A 17587-nucleotide genomic window follows, 5' to 3' on the forward strand; every position below is an offset into this window, starting at 1 on the left:
AGATTTTTTCTCTCCGTAATTTCCCTCTGTGACAGTTAGGGGTGCGGAATGTGGGCTTTATTTCAAGGCTGGTGTTTTCCCCTGTCTAAAGAGTAGTAGAGAGGTGGTATTGCAAAACTTCACTCAACTGATAGATTTTGCTGGACAAAAATCAAAAATACGAACAATATTGACGTGAACTACCTACACCGTACCGTCAGGTCGGTGTAGGCTTCCCAATTCATTGGGGATTGCCTCAGCTGTCATGGATTTTTTACGTCCCGGCAGCTTTGGTCTTACATCCCCTCGGTGGGCAGAAGCGCTAGTTCCTAACGCCCATAATCGCAATCCTTCATTTCTAATATTCATTGCAGCATTGATGTCTCTATCATGCTGACTCTGGCAGTGTGGACAGTCTACAAACCTTACACCCAGCGAATCATATCCATTCTGTAGCATTGGGATTGGTAGTAGAGTCTCACTACAAAGTTGAGATGAAGGGAAGAAACGCCCTATCTCTTGGTAGGTATGACCAAATCTCTCAGCTTTGTATTTAAGCATGGTTAAAAACATCCCCCATCCTTGGTCACTTATTGATTTTGCCAAGTTAGGATTTTTAACCATATTCTTAACCGCCAAGTCTTCTACACAAATTACTTGATTTTCGTATGCCCGGACTGCGAGATAGCTTGTGTAGAAAGTCCTCTCTCACCCTAGCAATCTTGCTAGAGACTTTTGCAACTAGTTGTTTAGCTTTAAATCGTTTATTGGAAGTTTTGTCTGTTTTTCTGGACAACTTCTTTTGCTTACGCTTTCTATTCTTTTCTAAAGAAGCTAGTTGTTTTTTGGGTAGGTCATACTTAGAGCCATCAGAAGTTATAGCAAAGTTTTTTAACCCAAGGTCAACACCAATAGCTTCTCTAACTGCAACTACTGGTTCATCTTCTTGATTAAAAAGAATAGAGGCATAGTATCTACCGTCTGTATTTTTCGATATCGTTACACTCGTGAATTTTGCATTGCTGTATTCTTTGTGAAATACGGTTTTTACTATCCCTAAGTTACCAGGAAACTTAATATGGGTAGCGGCAATTATAACGAGCGCATTCAAGGCAACTATATCCAAGGAAATTACTACACTGCTGGGGAGAAACAAAACCTTGTTGAAGCAGCAGCAGAAATTCAAAAACTGCTTGAACAATTGGATAAGTCCTATTCTACTGATACAACTATGGGAAAGATGCAAGTAGCAGCCGAAACTATTAAGCACATTGAGAATAACCCCACTTTGGCAGAACGAATAATTAGTGCGCTAAAGGCAGGTGGTGTTCAAGCATTTGAGCAATTTCTTAACCATCCTGCAGCTAGTTTTGTAATTGGTGCTTTGGAAGATTGGCAAAAAACTAAGGACAGTTAAGTATTAACTCACTTTGTTTTTCTGTGAATTGTAGGCGTTTAATTTCCTTGACATCAAAGAGAACCACCGAGATTAGACCATGACAGAAAATAAAGACCCTGAAAATCGTAATATACCAATGGGCGATGGCAATTATAATGAGTCAATCGAGGGAGATTATGTCCAAGGTTACGCCTACAAATTAAATATCAAAAACTCAAAGATTATTCTTAGCGGGCAGACATTAGCACCTGTAGGCAACCCTGCTCGTTCAAAAAACAAGGGAATTTGGGCGAAATTGCTACCTATGCTAAAGTTACCTTCAATGTTGCAGAATCTGTTATTATTGATTCTCATTGGTTTTGGGCTAGCAATTACGGTTCATTTTATTCTTTCACTGAAACCAAAACTAGGAGTGATATCCTTGTTTGTGACGGTAATTTTAATATTGTTGCTGTTTATAAAAAGGTTTCTATCAAATTTTATAAATCAGATTTCAACAAAGTGGGATGCAGGTCAACAGCAACTGGCAGTAAATCTTGCAAATTTCATTTGGAACTAAGGTTGATGTGTAAAAAATCACGTGTGTAGAGACGCGCCATGGCGCGTCTCTACATTGTGTTCCTAATAAGGGTTACTCGCTTTTCATTTGTCAAAACATATCGCTCTTTTGTCACTCTAAGCGGAGGAAAAATAAAAATCAAACTCTCGTGAGGCTCTGTGGAAACAGCCTGCAATTTGATTCATCAGTACTAAAAACTGATGTATTCAACGATGTCCTAAAACGGGATGTGGTTTGTAAGGCTCTTCCAGATGAGCGCGTTCCTTGTCGTCGAGTTTGATATCCAAAGCGGCGATCGCATCTTCCAAATGTTGCAACTTGCTAGCACCAATGATCGGAGCAGTGACGCCAGGTTGATGCAACAACCAAGCTAGGGCAATCTGTGCTGGAGAGACACCGCGTCCTTTTGCTAAGTCTACAACTCGGTCAACAATTTCAAAATCCCCTTCATCGTAGTAAAGGTTATGGGCAAAGTCATCAGTTTTGGCACGCACAGTTTCGCCATAGCCTTCCTTTTGCCTATTACCAGCCAAAAAACCCCGCGCTAAAGGACTCCAAGGAATGATCCCGATTCCCTCAGCCCGACTTAGGGGAAGCACCTCTCGCTCTTCTTCTCTATAAACCAAGTTGTAATGGTTCTGCATCGAGACGAAGCGAGTCCAGCCATGTAGATCAGCTGTGTAAAGGGCTTTGGCAAACTGCCAAGCGTACATACTAGAAGCACCGATATAACGGACTTTTCCAGACTTGACGACATCATGCAGTGCCTCAAGAGTTTCCTCAATCGGTGTCTCATTGTCCCAGCGATGAATCTGGTACAAATCTACATAATCTGTTTGCAGTCTTTGTAGTGAGGCATCAATACTATCAAAGATGTGCTTGCGAGACAGTCCCCGATCATTAGGACCATCACCCATCGCATTGTAAACTTTAGTCGCAATGATGACTTGGTCTCTTTTAGCAAAGTCCTTCAGGGCTTGCCCAAGAATCTTCTCACTGACGCCTAGTGAGTACATATCGGCAGTGTCAAAGAAATTAATTCCCGATTCTAAGGCGCGTTTGATAAATGGACGGCTTTCTTCCTCCGTCAGCACCCATTCTCGCCATTCACGCGAGCCATAAGTCATAGTGCCAAGACACAAACGCGACACTTTTAATCCGGTTTTGCCAAGATTGACGTACTGCATAAATGAGTTACTAATTGTTAAATGGATGAATTGTGAGTGTTAATTTCGTGCTAATACCTGTCGTGAAGCTTGATAATGCTGTGATAACTCTAACGCACGACGGGATGCTTGATTGGCTTCATCAATTCGCCCCAGCTTGCTATATGTTAATCCCAAGGAGCGCTGAATTGCTGGAATATTGTTACGAGCCGTTGCACGCTTAGAAAGCAAATCAAGCGCTAAATGATTTTGTTCAGCATGAAGCAAGGCATCAAGATAGACTTGAGCGAATAAATCCCTCTGGGCATGGCTCCCGCCTGTTTCTTGCAACCTCGGTAGCACTGGTTCTAGTTCTGCCATCGCTCTTTGCCAGTTGCCTTGAGCATGAGCAATCATACCACGGGCAGCAGGTAATGCGACTTCTGTCCAAGTTCGTTGGATAGAAGGCAGCGCATTCTTGGCGTAAGCTTGCATACTCTCTAACATCTCTTTTGCCCAGTCATCTTTGCCGCCACGTACTAACGCATAGATATAGTGCAGATCCAGAAAACCTATGATGTGTTCGTGCAGTCGTGGCTGGAGGTAAGAAGCAATTTCTTGCCAGCGTGAACCCACATCTACGCCTCTTAAATCCAACCGCAGCAGCATCGAGATGGCGTTAATTTGCTCGCGTCCATTTTCTTTTCTGGCGCGTCCCCAAATGCGAGTGTCGTAAATGTCCAGCACCTTGCCAATATCCTCGGTATCAAGATGGTACAGTGCTGTGTGCCACCAAAGATGGCTGTAAAATGCTGGGTTGCTACCCTCCCAAGTCTCACACACACTCTCCATCCAGGCAATTCCCTCTTCAAGTCGCCCTTGTGTTTCCAACACATGAGCAACGGCATGATGCGCCCAACGGTTATTGTGTTTCATCTGCGTTGCCCGTCGCCCTGCTTCAAGAGCTTCTGTTAAGCGGTGACATTCTTCTAACCCAAAGGCAAGCATTCCGTACATATACGGACTTTCGCGATTGGCAGGCAGAACTTTTTGAGCAATCCGCAGCATCCCCTCGCTGTTGCCGGAATTTCTGTAGTGGTACTGGCAGATGTGCAGCGAGATTAAATCACGCTTAAACTTTTCAGCAATGGCTTCGTGATGGGCGATCGCCTCTTGAATATCACGCCTTATCCAAGCATCAATAGCAGCAACGTAAAGTTTTTCGCGATCGTTAGCGCGGTTAAAGTTTGCTTTGGCAGCATTGAGATAGCCTGTTGCTTGAGTCACAGCATCGCTTGTGCCAGAAAATAGGTGAAAAGCTGCTGCATAAGCATTGGCAAGGACACAGGTGGCATCAGCGTCAACAGCTTTGAGAATGACTTGTGTGTCATTCCCAACACTGAGTAACTGCTCGAAAAAGCTATCTATTGCACCTACCGCCTCATGAGAACTGGTGCTGACTTCGAGTTCTTGACAATCTTTCAACATCGCTGTTTCCAAACGATAGTATGGCTATAAGCACTTTTTGCCTCAAATCAAATTTTAATTTCCTTATTTTTTACCGATTTACCGTATTTTATAGCCAAATTAGAATGTTACACACATAGGCATCAAAAGCAAGAGATTTTTACAAAAAGAAGACACTTCGCTTGAGCAATCTTATTAAGTAACCTTTAAAATCCGAGTTGGCAGTTGTGCAAGTTTCGTGAAAGCCATTTGACTAAGCTGTCAGGCATATAAGAATGCATATAGCTGCTAGCACTGGTTTTCTTCATTTTGAATTTTGAATGCGTGAATTTTGAATTGCTTATGTCACCCTACCTTGCAGCGATTTCTATTTACCCGATAAAATCTCTCGACGGAATTGATGTCAATCAAGCTACAATTCTTGAAAGCGGCGCACTTCAGCATGACCGAGAGTTTGCCCTATTTGATGAGCAAGGTCACCCCTTCGGGGAAGTCAAAAGTCAAAAGTCAAAAGTCAAAAGTCATTTTGTGAATGGAAAGCGCAATGCTAAGGTTCACTTACTGCGATCAGCGTTTGATGCTAATTTCAAAACACTCTCGTTACACATTCAAGGGACTGACCAAAAAGCTATTTTTCACGTTGATAATGAGCGATCCCTGCTGGAAACCTGGTTAAGTGATTACTTTGGCTTTGCAGTTAAATTTGTGCAAAACACGATAACTGGCTTTCCAGACGACACTAATGCCAAAGGACCCACTGTGATTAGCACAGGCACACTTGAAGAAGTCGCTTCCTGGTTTCCTGAAGTCAGTGTTGATGAAATGCGACTCCGTATGCGAGCGAATATAGAGATTGGTGGAGTTCCACCGTTTTGGGAAGACCAATTATTTACAGAGACTGGGCGTTTTGTGCAGTTTCAAGTCGGAGAAGTCTTGTTTGAAGGCATAAATCCTTGTCAGCGTTGCATTGTTCCCGCAAGAGATTCTCAGACAGGGAAACTAACAACCAATTTTCAGAAGATATTTGTGGCTAAGCGCAAGGAGTCTCTACCACCTTGGACAACGTCAACCCGTTTTAATCATTTCTTCAGGTTAAGCGTGAATACAAATATACCCGTATCACAAGCAGGAAAAATTTTAAATCAAGGTGATGAGGTGAGAATTCTAGGTATCAGCGAAAACGACTAGATCTAGGTTTTTGAACCAAAGTATATTTAAAAACTTCATTTATCACAGATATTCCTGAAGTTAATAATAAGTTTGGTTAAAGAAACATAAACCTCTTTCCGAAGATAAAAGTATGTCGGTATGATGACTGACGCAGTACACTCGTAACTTAGACAACTAGTATGCAAGTCATTCACCAAATGTACTCATGGCATGACAAAATCGAAAGATTGACAAACTTGTATATGCAGAAACACGATGTAGAGGTTATGGTGTGAGTACATTCCTATCTAGTGTAGCTGTCTTACTCTCGACTTTGGCTTTATTATGCAGTGGCTATACCGCTTACCAAGTTTTTACCCTGCAACAGACGCTGAATGTTGCTAATGCTGGTAACAGTAGCGCCACCACTTCTACCCAAAAGACTTCCAGTGTAGAAACCAGTAATGCTCCTTCTAAAATCACGCCTAGTCCACTGGAAACGTCTTCATCTGGAGATAAAACGGCACAACCCACAACTGACATTGAAACCGTATCATCTTCAACGCCACAATCAAAACCTGGCAGTGGTGCTGCTATTAAACCTGGTGAATTTGTACAGCCTGCTTTTGGTAAAAAGGCAGAAGTGGAGTTACTTTCGGTAAAGCGGATTAAAGATCCAGAAACTGCCAATCGTGATGTGGTGAATGTGCAGATGCGTATCCGTCGTCTTGCTTCGGATGGAGTTGTTGGCGGTGATATTATATCGGTTGGTAGTACAACAGCCCGTAATCCTGATACGAGCGAAACCTATAAAGCAGTTAACTTGCAGCGCTCAACGGGTAGTGTTGGTCTATCTTCTTTGCGTCCCAACGCCTCAGCTGATGCCTATGTTTGGTTAAGGATTCCCGAGGGTGTTAACAGTTTAGACGTGTTTGTGCCAGATACAGCGGCATTTAATAATGTGCCAATTTCTAAGTAAAGCAAAACAATGAAGTATGAAGGATGAAGTACGAAGTGTAATTTTTACCTTCAGTCTTCATCCTGCTTACCACACTTATAGCCGTTTTCAATTGAGTGCAATACACGCGTTTGTAGGGGCACAGCAATGCTGTGCCCCTACGTGTGGTGTATGCAACGCCAGAAGCCCTATAAGGCAGAAGTTGTTAGCTCATCGAATAGCAGTATTCTCTTCTAGAGACAAACTGTCTGTACCCAGCGCGTTGAAAGGCGCGAACCATCGCTGCATTATTAACATCAGCATCACTGCGGATGCGTACAGCACCGTTGGACTTCAGAGTGAGGGTTCCCTGCTGTAGCAAATCGTTAACGTAGCCTTGTCCTCGGTGTTCTGGGACTACACCAATACACGCAATGATAGGTCCACCATCATTCTCCGCTGGCATAATCAAACCAACAAGAGTACCGTCCTGGGTGTAAGCTAGTTGCCACCACGTCGGTTTGTACTTGAAAGCTTTCGACTTATGAAAGCGTTCGAGTGCTTCTTGCTCTAAACCCAGTGTAGCCTGTTCATGCAAAATGGAGCGATCGCGAGTTTGTGACGATACTTGCATCATGGCATGAATGAAAGCATCTTCACCAACCTCATTAAGCGAACGGAAAGTCAGCCGATTTGATGGCGTGATCTGAGTCTGAGTATCTTTCCACTCAAAGCGGATCGTTTCCCTTTTTAGAGAAAATCCAAAGTTTTCCAGCAGATCAATTCGTTCCTCCAGAAATCTGGAAGACGGTGATGGAATATCGAGTTGATACTCCATACTGTCATTATCATGAAGGTGCAACTGTGTCAAGGTTTGTTGTAAAAGCTGTGTGCCGACTTCAAGATAGTTGGCGTTCCAAGGGAGTTCCAAAAAATCACAGATGAAAGGCTTGCCGAGTGATGGTAAACTCCAGTAAACAATACGCCCAAAAAACTCTCCTGCTTCTTCAGCGACAAAGCACCACTCCGGGCGAACGTAGCTTTCATCCCACATATCTCTCAAATAATTGAGAAAATGCTCATTTAGCTCAGCTTGCTCACTGAAATTAGCGAAGACTTCCAGTTCCTCGCGGCTAATGGGGCGAATATCCATGATGAATCTCCTAATGATGTAGCGATAGTTACTTGCTTGCTAAATGTCATCATAGGTATCACCCCCTAGGCAAGAATAATTATAATTACCAACATTAGATTATATCATCTTGAATGATGAGTATAGACAGTTCAACAGGTTTTGCGCTGGAACTTTCTGGCTACACAGTAAAGCGACTAGAGCCAAATGATGAAGAAGTTCTTCAGCGGCTCTACGAGGAGTGCGCGGACTTTGCTTATCTTACAGACGGGCATCCGCCCTCACCCTCTGCCGCTCGTGAGGAATTTCTCGCTCTTCCTGAAGGGAAAACTCTGCAAGACAAATTTATGTTTGGTCTTTTCGACGCGCACAACGTCTTGGTGGGATTAATTGAAGCAATTCGCCATTACCCTGATGACAGCAGTTGGTGGGTGGGCTTGATGATGCTTGCTCCCCAACAGCGAGGCAAAGGTTTAGGCTCTCAGTTTTATAGGGCTTTTGAGCGTTGGGTATCAACGCATAAAGTGCAGCAGGTGATGCTAGCGGTTATTGAAGAGAATGAGCAAGGGTTCCTTTTTTGGAAGAAAATAGGTTTCGAGGTGACACGTAAAACGCCACCTAGGGAATTCGGCAACAAAACGCACACGCTCTACGTTATGAAGCGGACTTTAGACGCAACTACTTAAACAGCGAGTCAACAAGACGCTGCGGAGTCAAAAAAAATGAGGGTGGGCAATGCCCACCCTGCGTTATTATTCCTTAACTGCGATATCGCTCTACAACTTAGTCCCGCACTCAGGGCAGAAGTTGTTATTATGTGAGTTTTTCGCACCGCAGTTGCTGCAAAAAACTGGCTCCGCTGAGGCTTTCTGTGGCGCTCGTGGTAAGCCAATCATCTGGGCATTACTCTTTCCAGGAGCAACCATTGGGTAACAGTTTTCGTCTTTGGTCACGTAGGCATTGACGATAACTGGACCATCATGTGCTAGCATTTCGGCGATCGCATCTTTCAACTCCTCCCGGCTTTTGATCACCATGCCTTTGATGCCATACGCCTTTGCCAAAAACTCAATGTCTGGCATTCCTACTTCCATATTCGAGCAGGAGTAACGCTCGCCGTAGAAGGCTTCCTGCCACTGGCGCACCATTCCCTGCCAGCCGTTATTGATAATCACAGTCTTGACATTTATGCCATACTGTGCTGCTGTTCCCAGTTCTTGTAAGTTCATCTGGAAACTAGCATCACCGCTAATACAGATGACTTGTTCATCGGGGAACGCCACCTTAGCGCCGATTGCTGCTGGTAAGCCAAAACCCATCGTTCCCAAACCACCACTGGAAATCCAGCGCCGGGGACCATTTTTGAGGAATTGTGCCGACCACATTTGATGTTGACCTACATCTGTGGTGTAGTAGGCGTGGGGCGCTTGGCGTGCGATTTCTACAATCACCTCTTGCGGCGACATACTATCAGCATGGTGCGGCACCTCCAGAGGATACTCTTCCTTCCAGCGGTTGATCAGATTCAGCCACTCTTGCGTTTGGTTGGGTGTATCTTTTGTACCTGCTTGCTGAACGCGACGCAACAAATCAAGCAACACTTTCCGCACATCGCCGACGATGGGTACATCAGGAACGCGGTTTTTGCCAACTTCCGCCGGGTCGATGTCGATGTGAATGACTTTAGCGCGGGTGGCGAATTCATCCAACTTGCCTGTCACGCGGTCATCAAATCTTGCACCAACACAAATGAGCAAGTCACAATCTGTAACAGCAAAGTTAGCGTAGGCGGTGCCGTGCATTCCCAACATTCCCAAAGACAGGGGATGATGTTCGTCAAAGGCACCGATACCCATGAATGTTGTGCTGACGGGGATATTGAATAATTCCGCCAGTTGTTTAATTTCTTCGTGTGCTCCTGAGGCGATCGCACCACCACCAACATACAGCAGTGGACGGCGACTTTGTCGAATCAACTGTATTGCTGCGTTAATCTGCCGTGGATTTCCCTTGACTGTGGGACGATACCCCGGTAACTTCACTCTTCCCGGTTCCACAGGCACATAGTCAAATTCCTCCAACGCCACATCTTTGGGAACATCAATCAAAACTGGTCCTGGACGTCCGGTGCTGGCTATGTGGAAGGCTTCGGCAACAATGCGTGCCATATCTCTGGGATCGCGCACGACATAGGAGTGCTTGACAATTGGTAGCGTAATCCCGTAAATATCGGTTTCCTGAAACGCATCCGTACCGATCACCGCCCGTGACACCTGTCCCGTGACAATAACCATCGGGATTGAATCCATATAAGCGGTGGCAATGCCGGTTACCAAATTAGTCGCCCCAGGACCAGAAGTCCCAAAGCACACACCTACCTTTCCCGTTGCACGGGCGTACCCATCAGCGGCGTGTGCTGCACCTTGTTCGTGTCTTACCAAGATGTGCTTAATGCCACCCTCGGTAGCTTCTACTTTGTATAAGTCGTCGTAAATCGGCAGGATTGCACCACCAGGATAACCAAAAATATACTCAACGCCGTGGCGCTTGAGGCTATCAAGCAGAGCGAAACCACCAGATGCACGTCTGGGCGTCACGACTGGCGAGATAGAAACTTGGGAGATGCTTTGGTTTTCGGTTTGTGGGAAACTAATTTCGGTAGGCGAGCGCACAGTCAAACCTCACGCAAGGGCTAAGTTGAAGCAGAAATTTTGTAGTTAGAAATTCATTTTAATTTAAAAGCTAAATAAAATTCTGACGGGATTTCCTGAATCAAAAGGGAGAATAGTCAGGATTTCTTCATTTTAAAATAATATTTCGCAATACTCGACGAGTATTTTGCCAAGCCCAAACGCCCACAAAGACTACTACAACACTCATACCCACCAGCACAATTCGCAACCCTAAAGCATCAGTGACTGGACCTGTGATTGCCAGTGGTGCGCTCAGGGCTATGTTAACGGCATGATTTTGAAACCCAAACACTTTACCATGCATTGTGGGTGGTGTTTGCTGTTGAATCAGAGTTTGCATCGGTACGCCAATGAAAGCAGCGCCTATACCCAACAATGCACAAAGTGCAAAAGCTAATAACAAGTTGTGGGTAAAACTGAACACTCCTAAAACCAGCGCCATGAGCAAAAATCCAATCAGGGGTAAGGGTTTCTGGTTGAGTTTGTCACCCCAATGACCTAAAATTCCTGCTCCTAATACCATACCTACGCCAGCCGCTGCCAAGAAAAAGCCAAATTGTTTCTCTTTTAAGCCAAACTCGTGTGCTAATCTAATCGCCAGTACTGTTAATGCTGCAAACACGCAGTACAAAGTCGTCAGTTGCAGCATGGCATTCAACACCAGACGGTTTTTCCTGAGATAACGCAAACCCTCTTTAAAATCAGTCCAAGGATTGATGACTGGCTGACTGTTGTCATGGGATACATTGTCTTTAAAGTTAATCGGTTGCATGATCCCGGCAGACACCAGGTACAATGCCGCTACCACAAGCTCTTGACCATATTCTGCTCCTACCGAGTTTTTTGCCCAACTCAATATCGGCTCCCCCACAGCAAAACCAACAATTAAAGCTCCCATCATGGTGCTGCTAAAGAGCGCATTGGCTGCCATCAAATTCTCTTTTCTCACCAATAGCGGAATAGCAGCTTGCTCAGCGGGTGCAAAAAACTGCGTCACAGTCGAAATGGCAAAAGTAAGTACTAGCAGAATGAGAAACTCTCGTGGCAAAAAAGGAATAAACAAAGTCAATAGCCCCCGCACCACATCAGAGCCAACCATAATTAGCTTTTTTGGGAAGCGATCAACAAAGACTCCACCAGCAGAACCAAACAATATCGCTGGTATTGTAAACGCCACCATCAAAGTCGAGTACATGGAGTTCTCTGCTAAGCCTGGAAGGGGTGGGTAGTTTTCCAGCAGGGCTACCATCAAAACGAAGAAGACTTTATCTGCTAGCTGGGACAACAACTGCCCAATCCATAGCAGCATAAAATTACGGTTTTTTAGCAGGGCACGAAACCCGTTATTAGAATTTGGAGGTTCTGTTGGAAACATCAGAACTAGGGATTAAGGGTTAGGGACTGGGGACTAGGGCGAGTGGAGGCTGTTGTGGGGGAAGCTGAGCCGCTTTGCGACACGCTGCGCTTACGGGGAGCAAGGAAAGCAGGGGAACAGATGACTCCCTCATCTTCCTCATCTTCCTCATCTTCCTCATCTTCCTCTACTCACTCCTCATTTCTCACTCCTGATTGGTAAATCTGTTTTCCGGACTAATTATCCTCATAATGCTTTAAAAGCAAGTGCAAAAACTCAGCAGCAGTCAGGCGCTCTTGAGGCGGTGATTCGCCAAAAAAAGAGTCTGCATAGCAACCCTGTACAGTTTGGGGCGATCGCCACATTTCTAGATGGTCAACAGGTGGGTCTGCATAAAAGTTATTTTGCCCACTTCCCAGCAGAGAAGAACTCCAGTGGGTGAAATAATCATGACTCATTCTGTGGATAGAAAAATTCCCCCAAAGGGGCACTCCCCATCCATCTATAGCAATAAAAGCTTTAACATGACCTCCAAATTGTTGCCATTTCTGAGCCGCGAGTATTGCCCCAACGACACCAGCACTAAAGCTAATGAATACAATTGGCGATTGTATCCTATTCTGCAAGTGTTTGTGTAAAAACTGCAATATATGAAACGCTGATAAAGCTAAACCACCCTCGACTGGTACAATCAGTATATTTGCTGAGAATTGACTTTTTTCTTTATCTACAACTTGCTCTAGTAATCCCGATACAAAACATTGAGTTAAAGCTGAATCATGGATACCAGGGCAAATAATTATACTCATCTGTCTTTGGGTTAGCGGCTTTTCCTTAAGGATATTGCAGTGTTACTGTCTTAAATCTAACATTTATGCACAACACTTCTCAGGGTGTATGACGTTGGTTTGAGCCGTCACAGGGTTTTGTGTCACTGGTCATTTTTCCTCACTGATGATCAATGACTCGTCCCCATATTAATAACTCAACATCGCAATTGCAGTCTATCAAGCGTGACACAATTTGCCAAATAGCTCCTCAACTGGTGGGAACCCGCACCTTCCCATAGATCCCGTAGGGGGCTTTCCGTAGGATATGATAGTGTGAAGTATTTTATTTTTCATCCTTTAGATTTTATTCGGTTACGCCTTAAGAGTAATTTTTTTGTATATACCTTTAGTAATTAATAGAGTATCTCATTAGAGAGATTGCTATTAATTGCTTTTTTATCCTCTCCCCCAGGATAGGATAGAATTTTACGAGTATGGAAAACAACAAATTAAGAACAGCACTGAGCCATGAGTGCTGAGTGCTGAGTCATTTCCACTCAGCACTCAGTACCAATGCAAGGCATTGCGCCCCTACACACTAAGAACTTTTGAAGTTGGATTGAGGAAGTATTGTGGTAGCCACACCAGAAAAACTACAGCCCACTGAGCAATTGTCAAGTCAAGACCGAGTAGCAGTATTGCTTATGGGTTACGGCGAAGTCGAAAGCTACGAAGATTTCGCTAACTATAATGAACAAGCTTTAAATCTGCTGACAGCAAAATTCGCACCCGTGCCAACCTGGATTTATCCTCCCCTAGCACGGCTTTTGGCATTATTTGACCGTCATGAGTGGGGACATCAACACCATGATTTTATTTCCCCACACAATGCCATTTTTGAAAAACAACGCGCTGGAATTGAAAAAAACCTACAGGCACAGTGGGGTGAAGGCGTTAAAGTTTTTAAAGCCTTCAACTTCTGCGCCCCTTTCCTTCCCAACCAAGTCTTGACAGAAATCAAAAACCAAGGCTTTGACAAAATACTCATCTATCCACTGCTGGTTGTCGATTCCATCTTCACGAGTGGTATTGCCATTGAGCAAGTCAACAACGCTTTTGCTGAGTTGACAGATGGTGATGAACACTGGGTTAAAGGACTGCGCTATATTCCATCCTTCTACAACGAACCAGCTTACATCAATTTGATAGCTCGTCTTGTGGAAGAGAAAATTAGCGCTGACTTAGCCAGTGCTTACCTACCTTCTCAGATTGGCATTGTGCTGATGAACCACGGTTGTCCTCACAAAGCCAAAGGATTCACCTCTGGAATTACCGAAAGTCAAATACTCTACGACTTAGTACGCGATCAGTTAATCAACCGCTACCCTCTCATTTCCATTGGGTGGCTAAACCACGACACACCCCTCATTGAATGGACACTACCAAATGTCGAACAAGCAGCGAAAAACCTAATTCAATTGGGTGCCAAAGCGGTTGTCTTTATGCCGATTGGCTTTGCTACAGAAAACCATGAAACTTTATTGGATGTGCACCACATCATTCATGCGCTACAGAAAAAACATCCTGATCTAAACTACGTGCAGATGCCGTGTGTTAACGACAATTCTGAATTCTTAACAATGGCAGCTCAATGGGCAAATGCTCATATCACCGAGTTGGTGTCAGAACAAACTGTGGCGGTTAATCCCCAGTTAGCTGTAGCGCATCATCATCATCACCATCACTAAAGTGAATTAATTTCGCGCCAAGACGCAAAGGCGCAAAGAGATTCTTAGCGTCTTGGCACGCCAGTCGCACGGGCGGGGGGAACCCCCGCACGGCGCTGGCTCATCTTTGCGCGAAACAACTAAGACACGCCTCTCAACTTGCGCGTATTGTCAATCAAACTCTGAGCAAATTGGTCGAAACGTTGAGAGAGTTTTTCATCCAACAACTTACCATCAGGACTAAAGGCTTTCCAAACTTGTCCAATGCCAATTTGCTCTGGAATTACCCAAGCGTGTACCCAACGCATAATTACCCGTAGATCATTTAAGGCGTTGCTGTTAGGCTGTCCCCCTAACACGCTAATCAATCCTGTCACTTTATCAGACAACTGGTCAAAACTCATTAAATCAAGGGCATTTTTCAGGACACCGCTCACGCCGCCATGATACTCTGGTGTCGCCAAAATTAACCCATCGGCGCTACTAACGACATGGCGTAACCGCTGAACATCTGGGTAATCTGGATATTCATTTTCCCCATTGCAAAATGGTAACTGCATTTGCCGCAAATCCAGAATTTCAACATCTGCACCCAGAGCTTCCACCCGTTGCGCGGCTATAAGCAAAGCCTTTTGAGTGTAGGATTCAGGTCTTAAGCTACCAGCAATACCAACAATTTTCACCATAGTCCAATTAAATTCCCGTAACTATAACTATCTTGAAGAAGAACAAGAGAACACAGAATGCAATGAGTGGGGGGACTGAACCCAATACTTCACCACGCAGTCGTACAGAACTCATGCACTCGTTCGGATCGATGATTCTGAGTTCATTCGTGTTCAGTAAAAAGCTTCTATAAAAAGTTTCACACGCCAAAGCTAAATTTTTCTAATCCGGAGTCATTACGACTATGTATATAATCTAGCGATTTGTGACATAATATGTCAAATTGCAGTTTGCTCCTAATTTTATGCTATGCGAGTGAAGACACAACACAGATAAAATGTAAAAGTAGTATTTTAAAAGGCTTTTTAGCAAAGAGTGCGACTAGCAAGGAATTCCTAAAGTTCCAGTTATGTTTGAAGGGTATAGCGAGGAAAAACTTGGGAATGGTTTTTTTGGAAGTTACACTAGAAGATTAGAAACCCCTGATTTCTACTCTTGGTAGAGGAAAAGGCATAGAAACGAGTGCTCGGTTATTGAGCAGCAAACAAAGGGTAATTATTATGAAAAATTTTGAGAAAAAGACATTGATGAAACAGCAAAAGGCAAAGCGTGCAGCTTTCACTGGAGCGCTAGCAGCTGGTTTAATCATGTTGCCAGGAATGTTAGGGAGTACTCCAGCGCTGGCGCAAAAAGTAGAGCGTGGCGATTCCCTATCCTATGGCGAATTAATCAGGAAAACCGAGAATAAGGAAGTCAAAAGAGTAGAGCTTGACGAAACCGATCAGGTAGCAAGGGTTTATCTAAAAGGGCAAAAGCAAGATGCACAACCGATACAAGTGCGGCTTTTGGAACAAAACGCTGAGTTAATTAGCAGGCTAAAAGAAAATAACGTTGATTTTGAGGAAGTTTCCTCTGCTAATGGTAGAGCGGCTGTAGGGCTTTTGATCAACCTGATGTGGATTTTGCCACTGGTTGCTTTGATGTTATTGTTCCTCCGCCGCTCTACGAATGCTTCTAGCCAAGCTATGAATTTCGGTAAAACCAGAGCTCGCTTCCAGATGGAGGCAAAAACCGGAGTGAAATTTGAGGATGTCGCCGGTATTGAAGAAGCCAAAGAAGAACTACAAGAAGTCGTTACCTTCCTCAAACAACCAGAAAAATTCACTGCAATCGGCGCACGCATTCCCAAAGGAGTGCTGTTGGTCGGACCTCCAGGAACAGGGAAAACGCTCTTAGCAAAAGCGATCGCAGGCGAAGCAGCCGTACCGTTCTTCAGCATTTCCGGTTCTGAGTTTGTGGAAATGTTCGTGGGTGTGGGTGCATCCCGCGTGCGCGACTTATTTAAGAAAGCCAAAGAAAATGCTCCCTGTCTCATATTTATTGATGAAATCGATGCTGTAGGACGACAGCGGGGTGCAGGGATCGGTGGCGGAAACGATGAGCGGGAACAAACCCTCAACCAACTGCTTACCGAAATGGACGGTTTTGAAGGTAACACCGGTATTATTATTATTGCTGCCACAAACCGCCCGGATGTGCTAGATACCGCGTTGCTCAGACCAGGACGGTTTGACCGACAAGTGATTGTGGATGCACCAGACCGCAAAGGTCGTCTGGAAATTTTGCAAGTCCACTCTCGTAACAAGAAAATTGACCCATCTGTTTCTTTGGAAGTTGTTGCTCGTCGTACACCAGGTTTTACAGGGGCGGACTTAGCAAACCTCCTCAACGAAGCGGCAATTCTCACAGCACGTAGACGTAAAGAGGCTATTACGCAGCTAGAAATTGATGATGCTATTGACAGATTGACAATTGGACTGACCCTCAACCCGTTGTTGGATAGCAAGAAAAAGCGGTTGATTGCTTATCATGAGATTGGACACGCTCTGTTGTCTACACTCCTGAAATATTCTGACCCCTTAAATAAGGTGACAATTATTCCCCGTTCTGGTGGAGTTGGTGGTTTTTCTCAGCAGATTCTGAATGAAGAAATGATTGACAGCGGGCTTTATACTAAGGCTTGGCTGCAAGACAACATCACCATGACCTTAGGAGGAAAAGCTTCAGAAGTAGAGGTTTTTGGGGAAGCTGAAGTAACAGGTGGAGCCAGCAACGACCTAAAAGTTGTGACAAATCTTGCTCGTAAGATGATAACGATGTATGGTATGTCTGAGTTAGGGTTAGTGGCCCTGGAAACTCAGAATAGTGATGTGTTTCTGGGACGAGATTGGGTTAATCGCTCTGAATATTCAGAAGAAATGGCGATCAAGATTGACCGACAAGTGCGAGCAATGGCAACTACCTGCTACCAAGAAGCTCGTCGCATTATACGTGAAAACAGAGCTTTAGTAGATCGGCTTGTGGATTTGCTCGTGGAACAGGAGACAATAGAAGGCGAGCAATTCCGTAAAATTGTCTCTGAATATACCCAACTGCCAGAGAAGCAACAATTAGTTGTGTCTGGTTAGGAACGATAATTGGCGCACCCACCCCTTGAAAGGGCAGGGCTGTTTCATTCGATAAGGAGGGAGGATTTGTCAATATCAAAGCGCGATAATTTTTGGGACATCCGTGATGGAAAACCTACATTTCGATCCAGAAAATTCAAAT

Annotated in this window: 17 protein-coding genes; 8 read left to right on the forward strand and 9 right to left on the reverse strand. The window is 44.4% G+C overall.

Going from position 1 to position 17587, the window contains the following annotated elements; all coding sequences use genetic code 11:
• Positions 1–183: 183 nt before the first annotated feature.
• Both AACT52_RS41620 and AACT52_RS41625 read right to left on the reverse strand, forming a co-directional pair.
• The gene (locus AACT52_RS41620; protein ID WP_443216681.1) at positions 184–603 is read right to left on the reverse strand and encodes a zinc ribbon domain-containing protein; all 420 of its coding nucleotides are present in this window, start codon (positions 601–603) and stop codon (positions 184–186) included.
• 4 nt (positions 604–607) lie between these two features.
• The gene (locus tag AACT52_RS41625; RefSeq protein WP_443216682.1) at positions 608–1090 is read right to left on the reverse strand and encodes an RNA-guided endonuclease InsQ/TnpB family protein; all 483 of its coding nucleotides are present in this window, start codon (positions 1088–1090) and stop codon (positions 608–610) included.
• Between AACT52_RS41625 and AACT52_RS35360 the strand changes: the two genes are divergently transcribed.
• A complete protein-coding gene (locus AACT52_RS35360; protein ID WP_073635090.1) occupies positions 1058–1396 on the forward strand; it encodes a hypothetical protein in 339 nt (112 codons plus the stop codon). The two genes, AACT52_RS41625 and AACT52_RS35360, sit on opposite strands and share 33 nt — an antisense overlap.
• A 79-nt stretch (positions 1397–1475) precedes the next feature.
• Entirely contained in the window at positions 1476–1937 is a 462-nt protein-coding gene (locus AACT52_RS35365) for a hypothetical protein (protein WP_073635091.1), read from the forward strand.
• Positions 1938–2143: 206 nt separating this feature from the next.
• On the opposite strand, the gene AACT52_RS35370 is transcribed toward AACT52_RS35365, so the two are convergent.
• Positions 2144–3124 carry an aldo/keto reductase gene (locus tag AACT52_RS35370; RefSeq protein ID WP_073635092.1) on the reverse strand — a complete coding sequence of 327 codons (981 nt, stop codon included), beginning with the start codon at positions 3122–3124 and terminating at the stop codon, positions 2144–2146.
• Between the two features lie 39 nt (positions 3125–3163).
• On the reverse strand, positions 3164–4570 hold the full coding sequence (locus AACT52_RS35375; RefSeq protein WP_143172952.1) for a tetratricopeptide repeat protein: 1407 nt from the start codon (positions 4568–4570) through the stop codon (positions 3164–3166).
• A 321-nt stretch (positions 4571–4891) separates the two neighbouring features.
• On the opposite strand from AACT52_RS35375, the gene AACT52_RS35380 reads away from it, so the two are divergent.
• Both AACT52_RS35380 and AACT52_RS35385 read left to right on the forward strand, forming a co-directional pair.
• Positions 4892–5737 carry an MOSC domain-containing protein gene (locus AACT52_RS35380; RefSeq protein WP_073635093.1) on the forward strand — a complete coding sequence of 282 codons (846 nt, stop codon included), beginning with the start codon at positions 4892–4894 and terminating at the stop codon, positions 5735–5737.
• A gap of 253 nt (positions 5738–5990) precedes the next feature.
• A complete protein-coding gene (locus AACT52_RS35385) occupies positions 5991–6677 on the forward strand; it encodes a hypothetical protein (protein WP_073635094.1) in 687 nt (228 codons plus the stop codon).
• 184 nt (positions 6678–6861) lie between these two features.
• Here AACT52_RS35385 and AACT52_RS35390 read toward each other — a convergent pair whose 3' ends face one another.
• Complete coding sequence (locus AACT52_RS35390; protein ID WP_073635095.1) at positions 6862–7788, reverse strand: GNAT family N-acetyltransferase; 927 nt, start codon at positions 7786–7788, stop codon at positions 6862–6864.
• Between the two features lie 113 nt (positions 7789–7901).
• On the opposite strand from AACT52_RS35390, the gene AACT52_RS35395 reads away from it, so the two are divergent.
• Positions 7902–8453 carry a GNAT family N-acetyltransferase gene (locus tag AACT52_RS35395; RefSeq protein ID WP_198941053.1) on the forward strand — a complete coding sequence of 184 codons (552 nt, stop codon included), beginning with the start codon at positions 7902–7904 and terminating at the stop codon, positions 8451–8453.
• A 90-nt stretch (positions 8454–8543) separates the two neighbouring features.
• Here the strand turns inward: AACT52_RS35395 and ilvB are convergent, their stop codons facing one another.
• Entirely contained in the window at positions 8544–10439 is a 1896-nt protein-coding gene (gene ilvB / locus AACT52_RS35400) for a biosynthetic-type acetolactate synthase large subunit (protein WP_096549506.1), read from the reverse strand.
• 127 nt (positions 10440–10566) lie between these two features.
• Positions 10567–11835: an MFS transporter gene (locus tag AACT52_RS35405; RefSeq protein WP_073635097.1), complete on the reverse strand. Its 1269-nt coding sequence runs from the start codon at positions 11833–11835 to the stop codon at positions 10567–10569.
• 42 nt (positions 11836–11877) lie between these two features.
• Here AACT52_RS35405 and AACT52_RS35410 point away from each other — a divergent pair, with 42 nt between their 5' ends.
• Entirely contained in the window at positions 11878–12036 is a 159-nt protein-coding gene (locus tag AACT52_RS35410; RefSeq protein WP_158054909.1) for a hypothetical protein, read from the forward strand.
• Between the two features lie 14 nt (positions 12037–12050).
• Here the strand turns inward: AACT52_RS35410 and AACT52_RS35415 are convergent, their stop codons facing one another.
• Positions 12051–12623: a hypothetical protein gene (locus tag AACT52_RS35415; RefSeq protein ID WP_073635098.1), complete on the reverse strand. Its 573-nt coding sequence runs from the start codon at positions 12621–12623 to the stop codon at positions 12051–12053.
• 593 nt (positions 12624–13216) lie between these two features.
• Between AACT52_RS35415 and AACT52_RS35420 the strand changes: the two genes are divergently transcribed.
• Positions 13217–14332 carry a ferrochelatase gene (locus tag AACT52_RS35420; RefSeq protein ID WP_073635099.1) on the forward strand — a complete coding sequence of 372 codons (1116 nt, stop codon included), beginning with the start codon at positions 13217–13219 and terminating at the stop codon, positions 14330–14332.
• A 119-nt stretch (positions 14333–14451) separates the two neighbouring features.
• On the opposite strand, the gene AACT52_RS35425 is transcribed toward AACT52_RS35420, so the two are convergent.
• Positions 14452–14997: an NADPH-dependent FMN reductase gene (locus AACT52_RS35425; protein ID WP_073635100.1), complete on the reverse strand. Its 546-nt coding sequence runs from the start codon at positions 14995–14997 to the stop codon at positions 14452–14454.
• A gap of 540 nt (positions 14998–15537) precedes the next feature.
• Here AACT52_RS35425 and ftsH point away from each other — a divergent pair.
• Positions 15538–17445: an ATP-dependent zinc metalloprotease FtsH gene (gene ftsH, locus AACT52_RS35430; RefSeq protein ID WP_198941054.1), complete on the forward strand. Its 1908-nt coding sequence runs from the start codon at positions 15538–15540 to the stop codon at positions 17443–17445.
• Positions 17446–17587: the final 142 nt, after the last annotated feature.

Source organism: Scytonema sp. HK-05 (assembly GCF_963872035.1).
Lineage (GTDB): Bacteria > Cyanobacteriota > Cyanobacteriia > Cyanobacteriales > Nostocaceae > Kalymmatonema.